The sequence below is a fragment of the Aquihabitans sp. McL0605 genome (assembly GCF_049993875.1).
Lineage (GTDB): Bacteria > Actinomycetota > Acidimicrobiia > Acidimicrobiales > Iamiaceae > Aquihabitans.
In genome coordinates, this window is sequence record NZ_CP188252.1 from 2,717,336 (window position 1) to 2,737,289 (window position 19,954).

General features: G+C 72.1%; 19 protein-coding genes. 10 read left to right on the forward strand and 9 right to left on the reverse strand.

From position 1 onward, the window contains the following. Window position 1: 1 nt before the first annotated feature. From ACPPVX_RS12620 to ACPPVX_RS12640, 5 genes are read right to left on the reverse strand one after another with little or no spacing between them, the layout of a single operon-like run. Window positions 2-1,096: an ATP-dependent DNA ligase gene (locus tag ACPPVX_RS12620; RefSeq protein WP_426570909.1), complete on the reverse strand. Its 1,095-nt coding sequence runs from the start codon at window positions 1,094-1,096 to the stop codon at window positions 2-4. Window positions 1,097-1,112: 16 nt separating this feature from the next. Then, window positions 1,113-2,783: a CocE/NonD family hydrolase gene (locus ACPPVX_RS12625; RefSeq protein ID WP_426570910.1), complete on the reverse strand. Its 1,671-nt coding sequence runs from the start codon at window positions 2,781-2,783 to the stop codon at window positions 1,113-1,115. Between the two features lie 41 nt (window positions 2,784-2,824). Then, on the reverse strand, window positions 2,825-3,598 hold the full coding sequence (locus tag ACPPVX_RS12630) for a maleylpyruvate isomerase N-terminal domain-containing protein (protein ID WP_426570911.1): 774 nt from the start codon (window positions 3,596-3,598) through the stop codon (window positions 2,825-2,827). 37 nt (window positions 3,599-3,635) lie between these two features. Beyond that, complete coding sequence (locus ACPPVX_RS12635; RefSeq protein WP_426570912.1) at window positions 3,636-4,406, reverse strand: SDR family NAD(P)-dependent oxidoreductase; 771 nt, start codon at window positions 4,404-4,406, stop codon at window positions 3,636-3,638. After that, window positions 4,403-4,954 carry a carboxymuconolactone decarboxylase family protein gene (locus tag ACPPVX_RS12640; RefSeq protein ID WP_426570913.1) on the reverse strand — a complete coding sequence of 184 codons (552 nt, stop codon included), beginning with the start codon at window positions 4,952-4,954 and terminating at the stop codon, window positions 4,403-4,405. The genes ACPPVX_RS12635 and ACPPVX_RS12640 overlap by 4 nt, the downstream gene beginning before the upstream one ends. A gap of 85 nt (window positions 4,955-5,039) precedes the next feature. On the opposite strand from ACPPVX_RS12640, the gene ACPPVX_RS12645 reads away from it, so the two are divergent. The 6 genes from ACPPVX_RS12645 (at window position 5,040) to ACPPVX_RS12670 (ending at window position 12,448) form a co-directional block, all read left to right on the forward strand. Then, the gene (locus tag ACPPVX_RS12645) at window positions 5,040-6,590 is read left to right on the forward strand and encodes an acyl-CoA carboxylase subunit beta (protein ID WP_426570914.1); all 1,551 of its coding nucleotides are present in this window, start codon (window positions 5,040-5,042) and stop codon (window positions 6,588-6,590) included. Between the two features lie 11 nt (window positions 6,591-6,601). Then, window positions 6,602-6,784, forward strand: a complete 183-nt coding sequence (locus tag ACPPVX_RS12650; protein ID WP_426570915.1) for a hypothetical protein — start codon at window positions 6,602-6,604, stop codon at window positions 6,782-6,784. A gap of 195 nt (window positions 6,785-6,979) precedes the next feature. Then, window positions 6,980-9,592 carry a DUF4062 domain-containing protein gene (locus ACPPVX_RS12655; RefSeq protein ID WP_426570916.1) on the forward strand — a complete coding sequence of 871 codons (2,613 nt, stop codon included), beginning with the start codon at window positions 6,980-6,982 and terminating at the stop codon, window positions 9,590-9,592. A gap of 9 nt (window positions 9,593-9,601) precedes the next feature. Next, the gene (locus ACPPVX_RS12660) at window positions 9,602-10,663 is read left to right on the forward strand and encodes a metallophosphoesterase family protein (RefSeq protein WP_426570917.1); all 1,062 of its coding nucleotides are present in this window, start codon (window positions 9,602-9,604) and stop codon (window positions 10,661-10,663) included. A 10-nt stretch (window positions 10,664-10,673) separates the two neighbouring features. Next, entirely contained in the window at window positions 10,674-11,303 is a 630-nt protein-coding gene (locus ACPPVX_RS12665) for a maleylpyruvate isomerase N-terminal domain-containing protein (protein WP_426570918.1), read from the forward strand. After that, window positions 11,300-12,448 carry a CaiB/BaiF CoA transferase family protein gene (locus tag ACPPVX_RS12670; protein WP_426570919.1) on the forward strand — a complete coding sequence of 383 codons (1,149 nt, stop codon included), beginning with the start codon at window positions 11,300-11,302 and terminating at the stop codon, window positions 12,446-12,448. Before ACPPVX_RS12665 ends, ACPPVX_RS12670 begins: the two co-directional genes overlap by 4 nt. A 93-nt stretch (window positions 12,449-12,541) precedes the next feature. On the opposite strand, the gene ACPPVX_RS12675 is transcribed toward ACPPVX_RS12670, so the two are convergent. Together ACPPVX_RS12675 and ACPPVX_RS12680 are read right to left on the reverse strand one after the other, a co-directional pair. After that, window positions 12,542-13,384, reverse strand: a complete 843-nt coding sequence (locus tag ACPPVX_RS12675; RefSeq protein ID WP_426570920.1) for a GGDEF domain-containing protein — start codon at window positions 13,382-13,384, stop codon at window positions 12,542-12,544. Between the two features lie 112 nt (window positions 13,385-13,496). Beyond that, window positions 13,497-15,458, reverse strand: coding sequence for a protein meaA (locus ACPPVX_RS12680; RefSeq protein WP_426570921.1), 1,962 nt, complete (start codon window positions 15,456-15,458; stop codon window positions 13,497-13,499). A gap of 100 nt (window positions 15,459-15,558) precedes the next feature. Here ACPPVX_RS12680 and ACPPVX_RS12685 point away from each other — a divergent pair, with 100 nt between their 5' ends. Both ACPPVX_RS12685 and ACPPVX_RS12690 read left to right on the forward strand, forming a co-directional pair. Next, window positions 15,559-15,945 carry a hypothetical protein gene (locus tag ACPPVX_RS12685; RefSeq protein WP_426570922.1) on the forward strand — a complete coding sequence of 129 codons (387 nt, stop codon included), beginning with the start codon at window positions 15,559-15,561 and terminating at the stop codon, window positions 15,943-15,945. A 37-nt stretch (window positions 15,946-15,982) separates the two neighbouring features. Beyond that, the gene (locus ACPPVX_RS12690) at window positions 15,983-16,528 is read left to right on the forward strand and encodes a hypothetical protein (protein WP_426570923.1); all 546 of its coding nucleotides are present in this window, start codon (window positions 15,983-15,985) and stop codon (window positions 16,526-16,528) included. Here the strand turns inward: ACPPVX_RS12690 and ACPPVX_RS12695 are convergent, their stop codons facing one another. Both ACPPVX_RS12695 and ACPPVX_RS12700 read right to left on the reverse strand, forming a co-directional pair. Beyond that, window positions 16,529-17,917, reverse strand: coding sequence for an ABC1 kinase family protein (locus ACPPVX_RS12695; RefSeq protein ID WP_426570924.1), 1,389 nt, complete (start codon window positions 17,915-17,917; stop codon window positions 16,529-16,531). A 23-nt stretch (window positions 17,918-17,940) separates the two neighbouring features. Further along, entirely contained in the window at window positions 17,941-18,414 is a 474-nt protein-coding gene (locus ACPPVX_RS12700; RefSeq protein WP_426570925.1) for a nitroreductase family deazaflavin-dependent oxidoreductase, read from the reverse strand. A gap of 110 nt (window positions 18,415-18,524) precedes the next feature. Between ACPPVX_RS12700 and ACPPVX_RS12705 the strand changes: the two genes are divergently transcribed. Together ACPPVX_RS12705 and ACPPVX_RS12710 are read left to right on the forward strand one after the other, a co-directional pair. Then, window positions 18,525-19,226, forward strand: a complete 702-nt coding sequence (locus ACPPVX_RS12705) for a TetR/AcrR family transcriptional regulator (protein ID WP_426570926.1) — start codon at window positions 18,525-18,527, stop codon at window positions 19,224-19,226. Next, the gene (locus ACPPVX_RS12710) at window positions 19,226-19,951 is read left to right on the forward strand and encodes an SIR2 family NAD-dependent protein deacylase (RefSeq protein ID WP_426570927.1); all 726 of its coding nucleotides are present in this window, start codon (window positions 19,226-19,228) and stop codon (window positions 19,949-19,951) included. The genes ACPPVX_RS12705 and ACPPVX_RS12710 overlap by 1 nt, the downstream gene beginning before the upstream one ends. Window positions 19,952-19,954: the final 3 nt, after the last annotated feature.

Genomic DNA, 19,954 nt, shown 5'->3' on the forward strand with positions numbered 1-19,954 from the left:
GTCAGCTCGACCCGTCGGTCTGGAACACGGTCCGCAGCTCGAACGCGGGCACCACCTCGAGCTGCTCGAAGGTGCACGACTCGGGGGTGCGGTCGGGGCGCCAGTGCCGGAACCGGGCGCTGTGGCGGAAGCGCCCGCTGTCGACGCGCTCGTACGCCACCTCGGCCACCAGCTCGGGGCGCAGCGGCGTGAACGTCAGGTCCTTGGTGGCGTTCCAGCGCGACTGGCCGCCGGGGAGGCGGCCGCCGGTGCCGGACTCGTGGGCGGCGGCGTCGGCCCAGCGGCCCCACGGGTGCGTCGACCAGTCGTCGGTCACGTAGGGCGCCAGCTCGTCGCGCAGCTCGGCGCGGCGGGCGACGGAGAACGACGAGGCCACCCCCAGGTTGTGGAGGTTGCCGTCGTCGTCGTACAGCCCGAGCATCAGCGAGCCGGGGCCGTCGCCGTTCTTGTGCTCGCGGAAGCCGGCCACGACGCAGTCGGCGGTGCGGAGGTGCTTCACCTTCAGCGCCGCCCGCTTGTTCGGCTGGTAGGCGCCCTCGGCAGGCTTGGCCATCACCCCGTCGAGGCCCGCCCCCTCGAAGCGCGAGAACCAGTCCGAGGCCAGCGCCCGGTCGAAGGTCCCGGGGGTGAGGTGGACCGACGCAGCGGGGTCGGCGAGCGCGGCCTCGAGCTGGGCCCGGCGGCTCGACAGCGGTGCATCGAGGAGCGACTCGTCGCCGACCGCCAGCAGGTCGAACGCCACGAAGGCGGCGGGGGTCTCGGCCGCCAGGCGGTCGACCCGGGACTTGGCGGGGTGGATGCGCTGCTGCAGGGCGTCGAAGTCGAGCCCGTCGGGACCGGCCACCACCACCTCGCCGTCGACCACGCAGCGGTCGGGCAGTGAGGCCTTGAGCGGCTCGAGCAGCTCGGGGAAGTACCGGGTGAGCGGCTTGTCGTTGCGGGACCCGAGCTCGATCTCATCGCCGTCGCGGAACACGATGCAGCGGAACCCGTCCCACTTCGGCTCGAACCAGTAGGCGCCCACCTCGGCGTCGGGGAGCTCCGGCGAGGCCTTGGCCAGCATGGGCAGGAGGGGTGGCATCACCGGCAGATCCATGCCGGAACCTTATGGGTCAGCCCTTGGTGACGGCCTTCGCTTCGGCGGTCGGCAGGGAGATCTCGATCTTGGGGAACGTGATCTGCCCGCCCAGCGCCGGCGTGGCGTAGGCCGAGGTGGTGGCCACGATCTGGAGGGTGAGCGTGTGCCCGGGCGTGAGGTGGTGGGCGATCATCTCGAGCGGCGTGTCGACCGTGTGGCTCTTGCCGTCGAGGGTGACCTTGATCGGCGTGATCTGGTTGCCGAGGATCAGCCCGGTCTGGTCGTCGACGAGCTGGGCGAAGACCCGGGTGATCGGGGCGGCGGGCGGGTCGGTGAGCTCGCCCGAGTAGGTGAAGGTCAGCTTGGGGGCGCCGAGGGCCAGGGCATCGGTGGTACTCGGGTCGATGGCGACGTTCACCGCGTTCTCGGCCTTGGTTGGGGTGATGTTGGCGACGAGCCCGCCGAGCGGATCACCCGCAGGGGGTGTGATCGAGCCGGCGCCGCTGCCGCCGTCGGCCTGCAGCTGGAGGGTGCCCGAGCCGGTGGCCGTGACGGGCTCGCCCTGCGCGACCGGCCAGTCCTTGGCCTTCCACTGCACCCCGTCCTGATCGATCAGGTTCAGCCGGTTGGTGTCGGCGTCGATCTTGGTGGCGTCGCCCTTCAGGTACTTGTCGAGCCACTCGAAGCTGGCCTTGCCGACGCGGTCGGGGTCGCCCGCCTTGGTGAGGCAGGTGCCGTGGCCGCCGCAGAACCAGAGCATGGCGGTGGGCACGTCGTCCTTGCGCAGGATCCCGTAGTTGGTGGTGGCTTCGTCGAGGGTGAACAGCGTGTCGACGGTGCCCTGCACGAACAGGGTGGGGATGTCGATGTCCTTCACGGCGTCGCCGGGGCCGCGGCTGATGAACCACTCGCGGTCCTCGTCGCTGAGGGTGCCATCGCCCAGGCCGGACTTCGTGGCCGACACGATGTGCGGGTCGAGGCGGTCCTCGGGGACGGTGCTGGTCAGGATCTTCGACCAGCCGGTCTTCACCGTGTCGGCCTTGTAGAGGCTGGTCTGCAGCGAGTGCCACGCGATGCCCGGGACGATGGCGTCGATGCGGCAGTCGATGGCCGCGGTGGTGAGCTGGATGCCACCGCCGTAGGAGAAGCCCACCATGCCGACGCGGGGATCGCCGGTGGCGTCGGTCTTCGCCTCGGGCTGCTCGGCCACGAAGTCGAGGAGGCCCTGCACGTCACGGCCCTCCTTGGTGGGGTCGTTCACGGTGGCGACCCCGGTGGAGGCGCCGAAGCCCCGAGGGTCCCAGGTGAGGACGTTGTAGCCGGCCTTGTGCATCCCGTTGATGCTGAGGGCGCCGAACAGCGCGGCCCCGTCGGTGGACGTGTCGCCGGCGAGCGACCAGCCGGGGCCCATGAGGATGGTGGGGGCCGGGTCGGCCTTGTCGGCGCCGTCGACGGGGAACCAGTGGAGGCGGATCTCGGTGCCGTCGAACGAGGTCATCGTCTGGTCGCTGGCGACGCCGGGCACCGGTGCGGTGGTCACCTTGGCGGTGGCGCCCTGGTCGCAGGCGTGCCCCCCGGTGGCCGCCGCCTTGCCCGGCGCGGCGGTCGTCGTGGTGGTCGCCTTGGAGCTGTCGCTCCCGCTGGAGCTGCACGAGGCGAGCAGGAGGGCGGAGGCGATGAGGATCTGGGGAGCAAGGCGGCGCACGGGCGCGCACGCTACTCCCGCGGTGCCCGGTGGGCCGGGCGTCAGAAGCGCGCCAGGTCGAGCAGCTCGGCCGCGAAGGCGGCGTCGCCCACCACGTCGAGCGAGCTCAGGGGCCGGCGCCGCCAGAGCGCGAGCAGCAGGTCGGCCGCGGGGCCGCGCAGGGCGGCGTCGCCCTTGGCGTGGGTGGCCTCCACCTCGATGCCGTCGCCGGTGAAGGTCAGCAGCCACTCGGCGCCGTCGGCGGGGGCGGGGTCGTCGGTGCCGTGGATGTGCAGCGTGCGGCCGGCGAGCTGGGGCGGAAGGGTGCCGATCCTCTGCGCCCAGCGGACGGCCAGGAAGAACCGGGCCCACTCGTCGATCCCATCGGCCGCGCCGTCGGCGGCGATCGGGGTGGGCGCCGGCCCGCCGATCGCGTGGATGGCGTCGTGCGCGTCGGTGCGGTGGATCGACACCTCTTGGGCCTGGCGGCGCAGCCACCAGCCGACCGAGCCGGGCCCGAGGAAGGTGGGCCGGGCGGCGGTGGGGTCGAGTGACTCGAACGTGGCGAGCAGCTCGGCGACCGTCTCCGCGTAGGCCGGGAGGCAGTCGGGGCCCTTGGGGAGCCCAGGGGTGGGGGCGATGTCCTCCATCGACTGATCGGGGCGCAGCTGGATGGCGCCGTTGCACCACTGGTGCACCTTGCCGACGTGGCGCACGATCCGCTCCACGGTCCAGTCGTCCATCGACGGGACGACGGCGCCGAGCACGTCGGCAGGCACCGCGGCCAGGAGGCTGGTCTCGGCGCGGAGGATCTCGAGGTGGCGGGCGGGCTCCATCGGCGCAGTCTGCCCGAGCGGCCGGGCGCCCTGGCAGCTAGAGGGTGGAGAGCCCGCCGTCGACCGCGAGGACCTGGCCGGTGATGTAGCTGGCCTCCTGGCTGAGGAGGAAGGCGACCGGCGCGGCCACCTCCCACGCCGTGCCCTGGCGGCCCAGGGCGACAGGTGCCTTGGTGCGGCTGGGCCGTCCCTCGGTGGCGAGGCGCCCCAGCGGGGTGTCGATGAGGCCGGGCGCCACCACGTTGGCGCGGATGCCGCGGCGGGCGCCCTCGAACGCGACGTGGCGGCCGAGGCCGGCCAGGGCCGCCTTCGACGAGTCGTACGCAGGGATCCGGCTGCCGGGCCGGAGCCCGGCGACCGACGAGATCAGCACGATGGCCGATCCGTCCTCGAGGATCGGGAGGGCGGCCTGGCAGGTCAGGAAGTGGGCGCGCACGTTGACGTCGAACACCTGGTCCCACTGCTCGACCGAGGTCTTGCCGAGCCACTGGCCCGCCCCGATGCCCACGTTGACCACGATGCCGTCGAGCCCGTCGACCAAGTCGGCGGCCTCCTCGACCATGGTCGTGCACGCCTCGGCGTCGGACACGTCGGCCACCACCACCTGGGCGTGGCCGCCGGCGTCGCGCACGAGCGTGGCGGTCTGACGCGCCGCCGCGAGGTCGATGTCGGCGCACACGACGGTGGCGCCCTGCTCGGCGGCGGTCACCGCGATGGCCCGGCCGTTGCCCGGAGGGGCGTCGGGATCGGCGCTGGCGCGGGTGCCGGCGCCGACGATCAGGATGCGGCGCCCCGCCAGGCGGCTCACGCCGGGAGCCCTTCGAGGCCCTCCTCGAGCTGGACGCCCAGCGAGCGGAGGGTGAAGGCCACCAGGTGGTACTGCCCGACCAGCATGCACAGCTCGATCAGCTGCTCCTCGTCGTAGCGGTCGACCAGCTCGCGCCAGGTGCTGGTGCTGACCACCGAGCGGATGTGCAGCTCGTCGGCCGCCTTCACCAGGGGCTCGTCGACCTTGAGCGCCTTTTCGCGCGGCCCGGCCAGCGCCTCCATCTCGGCCGCGGTGAGGCCGGCCGCCTCGCCCATGGGCAGGTGGTGGGCCCACTCGTAGTCGGTGCCGCAGTTGGCGGCCGTGCGCAGGATGAGGATCTCCCGGTCGCGCGCCGGGAGGGTGCCGCCGGCGAGCAGGAGCCCCCCGAACTGGGACCAGCGCTTGAGCAGCCGCGGGTGCCGGGCGAGCGTGGCGAAGAGGTTCATGTCCTCGGCATCAGGATCGAAGCGCAGTGAAGCGAGGAGCTCTTGGGTGCGGGGCTCCTGCTCATCAGAGGGGAGGGGAGTGATCCTGGGTGCATCGGTCATGCCCCCACCCTGCCTCACGGGCTACCCAGATGCTCAGTCCGGCAGAGTTGGGTCGGAGAATTGGCGCTGGCGTAGGTTCTGCGCCATGCCGGAGCACCCAATTCGCGAGCGACTCGACGACCTGCTCGCCCGCAAGGAACAGGCCCGCACCCCGGGGTCGGAGCGCTCGATCCAGCGCCAGCACGACCGCGGCAAGATGCTCGCCCGCGAGCGCATCGAGTACCTGCTCGATCCGGGTTCGTTCCACGAGCTCGACATGCTCGCCCGGCACCGCAGCCCCGATGTGGCCGAGCGGCCCTACACCGACGGCGTGATCACCGGTTGGGGCGAGGTCGAGGGCCGCAAGGTGTTCGTGTTCTCGCAGGACTTCACGCTCTTCGGCGGTGCCCTCGGCGAGGTCTTCGCCGAGAAGATCCACAAGGTCATGGACATGGCCCTCAAGGTCGGTGCCCCGGTCGTCGGCATCAACGACGGTGCCGGCGCCCGCATCCAGGAGGGGCCGGTCTCGCTCGCCTCCTACGGCGGCATCTTCCACCGCAACGTGATGGCCTCGGGCGTCACGCCGCAGATCTCCGTGATCATGGGCCCGTGCGCCGGCGGCGCCGTCTACAGCCCGGCCCTCACCGACTTCATCTTCATGGTCGAGGACACCTCGTACATGTTCATCACCGGCCCCGACGTGGTGAAGACGGTGACCGGCGAAGACGTCACCCAGCAGGAGCTGGGCGGCGCCCAGACCCACGCCTCGAAGTCGGGCATCGCCGCCTTCACGGCCCCCGACGACAAGGCCGTCCTCGACGACGTGCGCTTCCTCCTGTCGTACCTGCCGCTGAACAACCTCGAGGCCCCGCCCATCGTCGACACGGGCGATCCCATCGATCGCGAGACGCCTGAGCTGCTCGAGCTGATCCCGGCCAGCGCCAACGTCCCCTACGACATGCGCAAGGTGGTCGAGGCGGTCGCCGACGACAACGAGTTCTTCGAGTACTTCTCGAAGTGGGCCACCAACATCGTCTGCGGCTTCATCCGCCTCGGCGGGCAGTCCATCGGCGTGGTGGGCAACCAGCCGTCGGCGTACGCCGGCGTGCTCGACATCGAGGCCTCCGAGAAGGCGGCGCGTTTCGTCCGCACCTGTGACTCGTTCAACATCCCGCTCGTGACCTTCGTCGACGTCCCCGGGTTCCTGCCCGGTGTCGACCAGGAGTACAACGGCATCATCCGCCACGGCGCCAAGCTGCTCTACGCCTACTGCGAGGCCACCGTGCCCCGCATCCAGGTCATCACCCGCAAGGCCTACGGCGGCGCCTACGTGGTGATGGACTCCAAGTCCATCGGCGCCGACCTCGCCTACGCCTGGCCCTCCGCCGAGCTCGCCGTCATGGGCGCCTCGGGTGCCGTCGAGATCCTCAACCGCGGCGAGATCGCCGCGGCCGACGACAAGGACGCCAAGAAGGCCGAGCTCATCGACGCCTACTCCGAGAAGTGGCTGAACCCGTACGTGGCGGCCGAGCGGGGCTACGTCGACGACGTGATCGATCCGTCGGTCACCCGCCAGATGCTCATCGACGGCTTCCGCATGCTGGAGTCGAAGAAGGAAGAGCTCCCGCCCCGCAAGCACGGGAACATGCCGCTCTAGCGGTGCCTCCCATGCCCGACCTGCACATCACCCCCGAGCCCTCCGACGAGGAGGTGGCTGCCATCGTGGCCGCCATCGAGGTGGCCACCCCGCGCGCCGGTGCTCCGGCGGCTCCCGGTGGCATGCCCCGCTGGCGCTGGTCGGGCCGCTGGTGGACCCGCCCCATCCCGCAGCGCCGCGTCCGTCCCTGGTAGCTCCGGCTCCCTGAGCGCAGCTCCTCGCCTCCGGAGGCGATCATCGCCCGCAGCCGGGCGACCCCGGGATGCATCGAGGGTCCTCGCACCGCCACCAGCACCTCCTCGGTGCAGGCGGTGTCCAGCTCAGGCGGCTTCCTTGGCGCGGCGAGGACGGACCGTCCAGACTGCGAGCCGGCCCACCAGGACGGATGCATGACCGACGACCCCCACGCCGCTATCCGCACGCCCGACCAGCGCCTGCGCGTCTTCGTCAGCTCCACGCTGGCGGAGCTGGCCGATGAGCGGGCGGCCGTGGCGAAGGCCATCTCGGCGGTGGGGCTCACCCCGGTGCTGTTCGAGCTCGGCGCCCGCCCGCACCCGCCGCAGGAGCTGTACCGCGCCTACCTGGCGCAGTCCGACATCTTCGTCGGCCTGTACTGGGAGCGGTACGGGTGGGTCGGCCCCGGCATGGACATCTCGGGCCTCGAGGACGAGTTCCGGTTGTCGGGATCGATCCCTCGGCTGCTCTACGTGAAGGACCCCGCCCCCGAGCGCGAGCCCCGCCTCACCGCCATGATCGAGGAGCTCCAGACCGAGGGGACCGACGCCTACCGGCCGTTCCGGACCCCGCGGGAGCTGGGTCGGCTCGTCCGCGACGACCTGGCGCTGCTCCTGAGCGAACGGTTCGCGGCGGGCGGTGCCGCCCCGGCGGGATCCGTGGGCGCGGCGGCGAGCGAGCACCGGACCCGCCTGTCGTTGCCGGCCCCGTCCACCTCGCTGGTCGGGCGCGACGACGACATCGCCGCGGTGACCACGCTGCTGGTCGACCCGGCGGTCCGGTTGGTCACGCTCACCGGTCCGGGCGGCGTGGGCAAGACCCGGCTGGCGGTCGCGGTGGCCGGTCGGCTCGAGGCGCGGGACCGGTGGACCGCCACGTTCGTGCCGCTCGCTTCGGTGACCGACCCGGCCGCGGTGCTCCCGCGCGTCGCCGCCGCGGTGGGCGCCAGCATCGAGGGAGCCCGTACGGCGCTCGACGTCCTCGCCGAGCACTTCGCCGGTGCGCCCGCACTGGTCGTGCTCGACAACCTCGAGCAGGTGACCGGTGCTGCTCCGGTCCTCGACGAACTGCTCGCCTGCGCCCCCGACCTCACCGTGCTGGCCACCAGCCGGACGGTGCTGCGGCTGCGGGCCGAGCGCGACTACCCCGTCAGCACGCTCGCGGTGCCGGCGGCCACCGATGGTCCGATCCTCGACCAGCTCGCGTCCTCCGCTGCGGTCGCGCTGTTCGTCGACCGGGCCCAGGCCGTGCGCTACGACTTCGCGCTGACCGCCGACAACGCCGCCGCGGTCGTCGAGATCTGCCGGCGGCTCGACGGCCTGCCGCTCGCCATCGAGCTGGCCGCCGCCCGCACCCGGCTGCTCGATCCCGCGGCGCTGCTCGCCCGCCTGGCCACCAGCCTCGACGCCCTGGGCACCGGTCCGGTCGACCTCCCGGAGCGCCAGCGCACCCTGCGAGCGACGGTCGAGTGGAGCATCGGTCTGCTCGGAGAGGACGAGCAGGAGCTGCTGGCGCGCCTGTCGGTGTTCGTCGACGGGTGGACGCTCGACGCTGCGGTCGACGTGGCCGGGCTCGGTGAGGACCGCACGCTCGACCTGCTCGATGCCCTGGCCGGGCAGAGCCTCGTGCAGATCGAGGCCACCGCCGCCGGCCCGCGCTTCCGCATGCTGACCTCGGTGCGCGACATCGCCGCCGAGCGCCTGGCGGCCGGCGGCCACCTCGACGCCGTGCGGCAGCGCCACGCCGCCTGCTTCCGAGCGCTGGTCGACGGCGCCGAGTGGCCCGCCGAGCGCCAAGCCGCCTGGGCGGCCCGGCTGCGGGCCGACGAGGAGAACCTGCGGGCTGCGATCCGCTGGTTCTTCGAGCACGACGTCACCCCGCTGCCCCACCTCTTCCACATGCTCTGGTTGTTCTGGCAGGTGAGCGACCGCATGCCCGAGGGCCGCGCCTGGACCGACGAGCTGCAGCGGCGGTCCGACGAGCTCGACGACCAGGCCCGGTTCGAGCTGCTGCTGACCTCGTCCCTCACGGCGGTCGAGGTCGGCGACGACGGCGGCGCCCTCGCGATGACCGCCGAGATCGAGCAGCTGGCTCCCGGCATCACCGACCCCTACCTGCAGCGGGTCGGGTCCCTGGCCCTGTCGTGGACCCTCCCGATCCGAGACGACTTCGACGGCGCGCTCGCCGCGGCCACCGATGCCCTCACCGGGTTCCGCGCCGGCGACGAGCCGTTCCTGGCCTTCGCCATGCTCACGGTCGGGATCCTCGACCTGGCGATGGGTCGCCAGGACGAAGCCCGGTCCTGCCTCACCGAGGTGGCCGAGCTGGGTCGGTGGTCCGACAACCGGTGGCTCGAGGCCGCCGCCGGCGCCCAGCTGGCCGCGATCGCCATCGCCGACGGCGATCTCGTCGAGGCCCGGCACCTGGTGGCTGCCGCAGTCGCGTTCGACGACGACGCCCAGATGAGCACGCTGACCATCACGTTCGCCCTCATCGCCACGGCTCGGCTCCTGGTGGCCGAGGGCGACGAGCGGTCGGCGGCGGTCGCCCTGGGGGCGGTGCACGCGCTCCGGGAGCGCTCGGGCCTCCAGGCCTGGCCCACCACGCGGCGGGGGGAGGCCGACGTGGCCGCGCTCGTGGCCCGCGCGCTGGGAGCCGAGGCCTACGCCGATGCGTTCGCGGAGGGGATGACCCGGAGCCGGAGCGACGCCCTTCACCTCGTCCGCGCCAGCGCAACCGCCACGAACGAGCGCGAGGGCCACCGGTAGGGTCGCCGCATGGATCCGGTCGACGACTGGGTGGATGCCGTCACGCACGCCGCCTCGCCCCCCGAGCTCACCACGGTGGGGCCCACGTTCGCCGTGGTCCACGAGGACCGCCAGGTGCGCCGCTACGACGACCTCGCCCCCGACACCGACCACGACCTCGAGGGCTTCGCCTTCCGCACGCTGCCCGAGCCCGGCGAGCTGCTCGCCACCTTCGCCACCGTCAACGACGTGCACTTCGGGGAGGAGATCTGCGGCTTGATCGACGGCTCCGACGTGGGCCCGGTGTTCCGTTCGGCCCCCGGCGACGACCCGTTCCCCGAGGTCATGAACCGCGGTGCCGTGACCGAGATCCGCGCCATCGATCCCGACGCGGTGGTGGTGAAGGGCGACCTCACCTCCCACGGGACGCGGTCCGAATACGACGCCTTCCTCGCCGCGTACGAGCCGCCGTTCTCCGGTCGCCTCACCGTGGTCCGCGGCAACCACGAGAGCTACCCCCGCTCGCCGTTCGCCGCCGTGCCCACCCAGGCGGTCACCCTGCCCGGTGCGGTCCTGGCGGTCATCGACACCTCCGTCGACGGTGCTGTCGGCGGCACGGTCACCGCGGAGGAGCTCGACTGGCTCGACGCCCTGGCCGCGTCGACCGACCGGCCGGTCCTGGTGTTCGGGCACCACCACCTCGGCGACCCCGACTCGCCGGAGAAGGCCGATCACACCTTCGGCATCGATCTCGACGCCTCGGCCCTGCTGCTCGCCCTCGTGGCCCGCCGCCCCGCCATCCGCGGCTACTTCGCGGGCCACACCCACCGGAACCGGGTCCGACGCTTCGCTCCCACCGGCGACGTCCCGTGGGTCGAGGTGGCGTGCGTGAAGGACTACCCGGGCACGTGGGCCGAGTACCGCGTGCACGAGGGCGGGATCCTCCAGATCGCCCACCGCATCTCGACGCCCGAAGCGCTCGCCTGGACCGAGCAGACCCGGCACATGTACCACGGGCTCTACCACGACTACGCGTTCGGCCAGCTCGCCGACCGCTGCTTCGCCATCTCCACCGCACCCGCCGCTCGCTGAGGAACCGCACATGTCCGATCGCACCTTCGACCCGGTCGACACGCTGACCGCCTACCGGGAGGCCGGGCACTGGTGGCGCTCGCTCGTGGGCGGGGTCGACGACCACCAGTGGGACCTCATGGCGCTCGGCGAGTGGACGGTCCGCGAGCTCGTGGCCCACGGGGCGCGGGCGTTCCGGACCGTGTCCGAGTACATCGAGGGCGACACCAAGGACCCGACGCGCATCGACACGGCGGCCCAGTACTTCGGCATCGTGCTGGCCGAGCAGACCCCGCACGTGCACATCGCCAACCGGGCCCGCAAGGAGGCACGCGAGGAGGCCGACTGGGTGGCGGCCACCGACAAGCTGTGGGCCAGCGCCGAGCTGGTGGTGTCGAACGTGCCCGGCGACACCGACGTCCACCTGTTCGTCGGCGAGATGGAGATCGGCCAGTACCTCGCCACGCGGATCGTGGAGCTGGTGGTGCACGGTGGCGACCTGGCCGAGGCCATCGGGATCCCGTCCGCGCCTCCGCTGTCGGCGGCGCGCATCTCGCTCGACGTGCTGATCGACCTGGCCAGCGGCACCGACGTGGCCACCATCTTGCGGCTGCTCACCGGCCGGTCGGGCGCCCTCCCGCTCCACGACGTGCTGGCATGACCGCTCCGGTCGGTCGACCGGTCCCCGCCGACGGCCCCCTGCACGACCTCCGCGTCGTCGACCTCGCCACGGTGGTGGCGGGGCCCGGCTGCGCCCGCTACCTCGCCGACTTCGGTGCCGACGTGATCAAGGTCGAGCGACCGGGATCGGGCGACACCACCCGCGCCATGGGCTGGACCCACCCCGACGACGACGTGACCCTCTGGTGGAAGCTCGCCGGCCGCAACAAGCGGTCGGTGGTCGCCGACCTCAAGGACCCCGACGATCTCGCTCGGGTGCGCCGGCTCATCGACACCGCCGACGTGCTGGTCGAGAACTTCCGGCCCGGCACGCTGGAGCGCCTCGGCCTCCGGCCCGACGACCTGATCGCCTCGAACCCCGAGCTCGTGATCACCCGGGTCACCGGCTTCGGTCAGGACGGGCCCTATGCGCAGCGGCCCGGCTTCGCCACCCTGGCCGAGGCCATGTCGGGCTTCGCCGCCAGCAACGGCGAGCCCGAGGGCGCGCCGCTGCTGCCGCCCATCGCGCTCACCGACGAGGTCACCGCGCTGACCGCGGCGTTCGCCACCATGGTCGCCCTGCACTCCGGGGTCGGTCAGGTGGTCGACGTCAACCTGCTCGAGTCGCTGTTCCAGCTGATGGGCCCGCTGATGAGCCTCTGGGAGCTGCGCGGCGAGCTGGTGCCGCGCCTCGGTTCCGGCATCGCCTACTCCGTGCCCCGGGGCACCTACCGGTGCCGCGACGGCCAGTGGGTGGCGATCTCCACGTCGGCCGAGTCGGTGGCGGTGCGCGTCATGGACCTGATCGGCCTGGGTGGCGATCCGCGCTTCGCCGGGTTCGCCGGCCGCATCGCCCACCGCGAGGAGATCGACGAGTGCCTCGGCGCCTGGTGCGCCGAGCGGACCCTCGACGACGTCCTCGCCACGTTCGAGGCCGCCCACGCCGCCGCCGCCCCCGTGTACGACATGGCCCAGCTGGCCGTCGACCCCCACGTGGTGGCCCGCGGCTCGGTGGCCGACCTCGACGGCACCCCGATGCAGGGCCTGGTCGCCCGGCTCAGCGAGACCCCAGGCCGCCTCCGCTGGGCCGGCCGCCCCCTCGACGCCGATGCGCAGACCGTCTGGCCCGAGCTCGACGAACCCTGAGCCACGAAGCTCCCAGACCCGGCTGCGCTGGGCAGGTCCGTGTCCGGGCGGCACCGAGCTGCACGGGGCAGGGAGCGGCGGGGTGGGGAGCGGTCAGTCGTCGGGGTTGGCGGTGGTGACCTCGATGCGGTCCTGACGCCACTCGCGGGCGGCGTCGAGGGCGCCGAGCGCCTGGTCGACGAGCTGCTGGGCGTCGAAGGCGTAGGCCGGGTAGCACGACATGCCGGCGCGCACGGTGCAGCCCTGGAGGTCTTCGCTGATGCGGCGGCGGATCCGCTCGAGCGTCCAGATGGCCCCGTTCTCGGGGGTGTCCTCGAGCAGCACGGCGAACACGCCCGAGTCCATCCGGGCCACGGTGTCGGCCTCTCGGAGGGTCTCGGTCAGGATCTCGGCGACGGGCTTGGGGGTGGTCTGGACCATGCCGGGCTCGCCGACCTTCTCGACCACCTCCATCATGGCGACGGTCAGCGGGCGCAGGCCCCGCCGGGCGGCGGAGATGCGCTTGCCGAGCGAGGCGTCGAAGAACACCTGGGTGAACACGCCGGTGGCGGGATCGGTGATGTCGTCGCTGGGGTCACGGGGCGGCGTGGGGACGGCGGGCGACGGGTCGGCGCCGACGGGCTGCGACCGCTCGGCCAGCATCGCCGTCGCCAGCTTCTCGCGCGCCGCGATGGCCTCGGCCTCGAACTTGGCGGCCCGGGCAGCCATCTGGTCGTTCTCGCGGGCGAGCTTGTCGGCCTCCTCCTGGAGGTCCATGCGCTCCTTGTACCGCACCGGGGCGCGGTTGGGGAGCGTGAGCACGAGCACCACGCAGATGGCGGTGAGCACGCCGGCGATGACCACCAGGACCGGCTCCTTCGTGATGATCGCGGCCATCGCGAGCAGCAGGCCGAGGAACCCCGCGATGGTGCCGGGCAGCGCCCGTCGATCGAACATGGGCGAACCATCGGCAGATTCGCCGCCGTTCACAGGATTCCTTGCGCGTTCCGTGGGAACTTCGCCACCAAGCGTGAGATTTGCACAGGGTCAGCTCACTTCTGTGGAGAACTCAGCGAGCGCGGTCGGCCTCCACGAGGTCGACCAGCTCACCCATGATCTTGACGATCTCGAAGTCCTTGGGGGTGTAGACCGCGGCCACGCCGGCGTCGAGGAGCCGGGGGCGGTCGTCTTCGGGGATGATCCCGCCGGCGATGACGGGGGCGGTCACGCCCTCGGCGCGCAGGAGGCGGACCACCTCGGGGACCAGCTCGAGGTGGCTGCCCGACAGGATCGACAGGCCCACCAGCCCGACGTCCTCGTCCCGGCCCACGGCCGCGATCTGCTCGGGGGTGAGGCGGATGCCCTGGTAGATGACCTCGAACCCGGCGTCGCGGGCGGCGACGGCGATCTGCTCGGCCCCGTTGGAGTGGCCGTCGAGGCCGGGCTTGGCCACCAGGAACCGTGGCGGGCCCCCGGCCAGGCCCTTGACCCGCTCGGCGACGGCGCGCAGGCCGTCGGACCCGCCGCCGGCCCCGGCCGCGGCCGACACGCCGGTGGGGGCGCGGTACTCGCCGAACTCCTCGCGCAGCACGGCCGCCCACTCGCCGGTGGTGCCGCCGGCGTGGGCCAGGTCGATCGATGCGGGCATCACGTTCTCGCCCGAGCGGGCCACCCGGCGCAGCTCGTCGAGGCTGCGCTTCACGGCGTCGTTGTCGCGGTTGGCGCGCCACTCGTCGAGCTCGATGATGGCGGCTTCCTGCACGCCCGGGTCGACCTTGAGGATGTTGTCGTCGCCGTCGAGGGGCGACGGGGCCGTCTCGGTGAACTTGTTGACGCCGACGACCGTGAGCTCGCCCGACTCGATCTTGCGCATGCGCTCGGCGTGGCTGCGGACCAGGCGGCCCTTGAGCTCCTCGATGGCCTCGAACGCGCCGCCCAGGGCCAGGACCTCGTCGAGCTCGGCCTGCGACTCCTCGATGAGCGAGGCGGTCTTGGCCTCGATCACGTGCGAGCCGGCGAAGATGTCGTCGTACTCGAGCAGGTCGGTCTCGAACGCCAGGACCTGCTGGATGCGCAGCGCCCACTGCTGGTCCCAGGGCCGGGGCAGGCCCAGCGCCTCGTTCCAGGCGGGGAGCTGCAGCGAGCGGGCCCGGGCATCCCTGGAGAGGGTCACGCCGAGCGCCTCGAGCACGATGCGCTGCACGTTGTTCTCGGGCTGGGCTTCGGTGAGCCCGAGGCTGTTGACCTGCACGCCGTAGCGGAACCGGCGCGCCTTGGGGTCGGTGATGCCGTAGCGCTCCTCGCAGATCCGATCCCACATCTGGGTGAAGGCCCGCATCTTGCAGGTCTCCTCGACGAACCGGATGCCGGCGTTGACGAAGAAGGAGATCGAGGCGACCACGTTGACCATGCGGTCGGGCGGCACCTGGCCGGAGTCTCGGACGGCGTCGAGCACGTCGATGGCGGTGGCGAGGGAGTAGGCGATCTCCTGGACGGGCGTGGCTCCCGCTTCCTGCAGGTGGTAGCTGCAGACGTTCATGGGGTTCCAGAACGGGATCCACTCCTGGCAGAACGCGAACATGTCGACGATCAGGCGGCGCGAGGGCAGCGGCGGGTAGATGTACGTGCCGCGGGAGAGGTACTCCTTGACGATGTCGTTCTGGGTGGTGCCCCGGAGCAGCTGGGACTTCACGCCCTGGCGCTCGGCGTTGGCGGTGTAGAGGCCGAGCATCCACGCGGCGACGGCGTTGATGGTCATCGACGTGTTCATCTCGCCGACGGGGATCTGGTCGAGCAGCGTCTCCATGTGGCCGATGTGGCTGACGGGCACGCCGACCTTGCCGACCTCGCCGCGCGCCATGACGTCGTCGCTGTCGTACCCGGTCTGGGTGGGCAGGTCGAAGGCGATGGACAGGCCGGTCTGGCCCTTGGCCAGGTTGGTCCGGTACAGCTCGTTGGACGCCTTGGCCGTCGAGTGGCCGGAGTACGTCCGCATCATCCAGGGGCGGTCCGGCTTGCGCTGCTCGGTCATCCGCCCATTCTCCGCTGTCGCGCCCGTCTGTGTCACGCCCAGGCGAGGGTAGGGGCCGACCCCCAGGGTCGGCCATGTCCGATTCGGGTGGGCTGGGACGATGGCATCACCGCAGCACGCACCCGTCCGCCCCGTCCGTCCCGCCGACCAGGCCAGCGCAGCCGCCTGGCTCCTGGCCCTGTTCGGGCCGGTGGCGATCTGGGCGTCCGCCGTCTGGCTCACCGCCATGGCGATCTCGCCGGACGTGGTGGGCGACCGGTGCGAGGGGATCGGCTGGGGGTGCACGCTGTCGCCGCGCGACGGCGTGCTGTTCGCGGGTGCGTACGTCGGGCTGTTCCTCGTCCCGATCGCCACGGCGATCACCTTGATCGGTGCCGGCTTCGGTCGCGGGCGGGCCACGAAGGTGGTGGGGACGATGCTCGGCCTGTTCACGGCCGGTGTCGTCGTCTTGGCCGTGGCGATCGTCGCGGCCCCGCCGAACAGCTGATGCTCAACGTCGCGGGGGTTCGTGCCGATGGGACAGGGTGTCTTCCACCGTGCCGTGCCCCATCTGCAAGGCGTCCCTGCAACTGACCCCCGACGGCGAGTTCAACTCGTGGGTCTGCCCGGCGGGCCACGGCCGCGCCGCCACCTTGTCGGAGCTCTACGAGCGGATGCAGGAAGACGAGATCCACCGGCTCTGGTCGCTGGCCAAGGCGTCCTGGGTGGCGTCCGAGCCGGTCACCGGCCGGGCCTGCCCGATGTGCGACCGCCTCATGGTGACCATCACGGTCCCGACCGACGTCGACGAGGTCGACGAGGGCCAGCCGGGCGATGGGGCCGACACGGGGCTCGAGACCGTCGACGCGTGCGTGGTCGACGAGGTCATCTGGTTCGAAGAGGGCGAGATCGACGAGTTCCCCGCCGACCTCCCCGATGCGCAGCCCACCGCAGCCGAGGACGCCGCGCTGGCGACCATCCGCCGGGACTTCGCCACGAGCCTCGACGAGGCGACGGGCACCCTGCCGGCCCCGGGCGAGGCGTCGGGCACCGAGTGGCCGGCCCCGCCGGTCGTGGCCCCCGCCAACTGATCACTCCGGCAGGCTGACGCCTCGCTCGGCTGCTGCCGCGGCCACCGCTTCGGGGAAGACGTTCTTGAGCAGGAACAGGTCGCGCGCCAGCACGTAGTCGGGCGCCAGGATGCGGGCGTAGCGCTCGAAGTACATGAGCTGCTTCGACACGAGCAGCAGCTCCTTGGGGGCCGTCGCCCCGAACTGGTTGGCCAGGTCGAGGTTGGCCTTGAGCTGGTCGCCCAGGCTCATCGTGCTCATGCCCTGGTTGAGCATCGGCTCCATGACCATGGCGATGGCGGGTCCGGCCACCTCGGGGTCGACGTCGGCGGGGATCACGCCGACGCGCTGGTAGGCCCGCACGACGCGCCGGTAGTCCTGGTCGATCGTCGACGTGAACAGGATGTCGCGCATCGTCTCGCGCCAGAGCTCGGGGAGCTCGCCCATGATCCCGAAGTCGAGGTAGCTGGCCCGCCCGTCCTCGAGGACCCACAGGTTGCCGGCGTGCAGGTCGCCGTGGAACGTGCCGTGGACCAGGGCCGCCTCCACCCAGACCTTGATGCCCCGGCGCAGCACCAGCTCGCCGTCGACCCCCAGCTCGGCGATGCGCTCGAAGTCGTCCATGGGCACGCCGACCATGCGCTCCATGCAGATCAGGTGGGGGGCGCAGAAGTCCCAGTAGACCTCGGGGGCGGTGATGCCCTCGTTGTCGCCGAACGCGCCGATGTGGTCGCGGAAGTACGTCTGCCGGTGCGCTTCCAGCGCGGCGTTGAGCTCCTGGTTGGTGACCTCGTGGAGGTCCTGCACCATGCCGACCACGTTGGCGCGCTGGGCGAACGTGAACCGGCGCAGCAGCTTGGTGGCGAAGAAGTACTGGATGCGCAGGTCGGTGTTCATCCGGTGGGCGATGTCGGGGCGCTGCAGCTTGATGACCGCATCGCGGCCGTCGGGGAGCACGCAGGCGTGGACCTGGGCGATCGACGCGGCCGACAGGGGCGTGTCGTCGAACGACGCGAAGACCTCCTCGGGCGGCCGGCCCAGCTGCTCCGTGACCAGCCGGCGCACCGTGGCCTGGTCGAACGGCCGGACCTCGTCGAGCATCTTGAGGCAGGCGTCGGCGAGCGGCGTCGGGAACAGGCTCGGCGACGAGGCGATCAGCTGGCCGAGCTTCACGAACGTGGGCCCGAGCTGGTCGAAGCCCTCCACCACCCCTTCCGACGCGGCGGTGGCGAAGGAGCGGCCCCGCCGGCGGAAGACCCACGAGGCCGAGGCCCGGAGGACCGCGGCGGTGAGGACGAACCCGATCAGCAGCATCCGCCGCAGCTCGGCGAACCCGAACTTGTCGAGCGGCGGAGCGTGCACCTCGAGCGCCTCGGGCGGTGGTCCATCTGCATAGGGCCCTCGGTGCACGGCGTGACCGTACTGCCACCGGGTCAGGCTGCGGGCACCAGCCGGAACGCCGGGAACCCGGAGGCGGCGGCCGCCAGCTCCTCGTCGGTGGAGTCGGCGTCGATGCCCTCGAAGAAGCGTCCGACCTCGAAGGCCCAGCGCACGAGGTACTCGTGGAGGATGGCGGGCTTGTCGGCGTCGGCCACCTCTTCGGCGCGGAACGCCTCGACCTTGCGGCCCACCTTGAGCTCGCCGCCGCCGGCGGCCCGGAGGTTGCGCACCCACTCGGTGGTGCCCCGGGGGGCGACGAGGTAGCGCTCGCCGTCGAGGGTCAGCAGGTTCACCACGTTGGTGCGGACCTCGCCCGACTTCCGGCCGACGATCCGCAGCTCCCGTGACCCCTTGAGGCTGAGGCCCATGGCGGTGAGGCGGCGGGCGATGCGGTTGAAGATCAGGTCGCCCTTCGAGGGGGCGAGGTAGCGGGCATCGGCGGGCGAGGGGGCGTCGGTGGCGATCATGGGATCCTTCTCTCGGTTGGGAGAGCGGTGCTCTCGTTGTCGAGCAGTGTTCACCCGATCCGCCGAATTGTCAAGAGCAGTGCTCTCGCAACTTTGGCTAGGGTGGTGCCGTGCCCATCCAGCCGACCACCGCCCGAGCCCGCGCCCGGGTGGAGATGACCAACGACATCAAGGTCGCCGCCCACCGCCAGCTCGTCGAGGTGGGCCCCGACGGCGTGTCGCTGCGCGCCGTGGCCCGGGAGCTGGGGGTGGTGTCGTCGGCGGTCTACCGCTACTTCGCCAGCCGCGACGAGCTCCTCACCGCGCTCATCATCGACGGGTACGACGCGGTGGGCGCCGTGGCGGAGCACGCCGCGGCCGCCTCCGTCGGCCGCCCGGTCGGCGAGCGGTGGGCGCTCGTCGCCCGCTCGGTCCGGGCCTGGTCGCTGGCCCACCCCCACGACTACGCACTCGTCTACGGCAGCCCGGTCCCCGGCTACCAGGCCCCGGCCGACACGGTGAGCCCGGCGCTGCGGGTCACCGTCGCCGCCATGACCGTCGTGGCGGAAGGCGTGGAGGCCGGTGAGATCGACGTGACGCCCACCTCGCCCGTCGCCCGCCCGGTCCACGCCGACTTCACCCTGATCCGCGCCGGCATGGACATCGCCATCCCCGACGAGGTCATGGCCCGGGCCATCGCCGCCTGGACCGGCCTGCTCGGCCACATCAGCTACGAGCTGTTCGGCCACCTCCACAACGGGATCACCGACTACGACGCCTTCTTCGAGCACCAGCTCGACCGCACCACGCGCGGCCTGGTCGGAGCCGGCTGATGGCCCCGCCGATGGTGACCGTGCTGACCGGCGCGGGCATCTCCACCGACTCCGGCATCCGCGACTTCCGCGGTCCCAACGGGGTGTGGACCCTCGACCCGGCCGCCGAGAAGCTGTTCACGATCCAGAACTACCTGGCCGATCCCGACATCCGCCGCCGTTCGTGGCTGGCCCGGCGGGAGAACCCGGCGTGGGGCGCGGAACCGAACGCCGGCCACCGCGCGCTCGTCGACCTCGAGCACGCCGGCGCGCTGCGCGGCCTCATCACCCAGAACACCGACCGGCTCCACCTGAAGGCGGGCTCGTCGCCCGAGCTGGTCATCGAGGTGCACGGGAACATGGTCGACGCGGTCTGCTGGGACTGCGGTGCGCGCAGCCTCACGCAGGAGGCGCTCGCCCGCCTCGACGCCGGCGACCCCGATCCGGCGTGCCTCGTCTGCGGCGGGATCCTGAAGACGGCCACGATCATGTTCGGGCAGGCGCTCGACCCCAAGGTGCTGGAGGCGGCCGCGATCGCTGCGCAGCGCTGCGACGTGTTCGTGGCGGTGGGCTCCACCCTGCAGGTCACCCCGGCCGCCACCCTGTGCGAGGTGGCGGTGGACCGCGGCGCCCAGCTGATCGTGGTCAACCGCGACCCCACGCCCTACGACCAGCTGGCCACGCGCGTCATCCGCGAGCCGATCGGCGAGGCGCTCCCCGCCCTGGTGGCGGGGCTCATCGCCTGACGG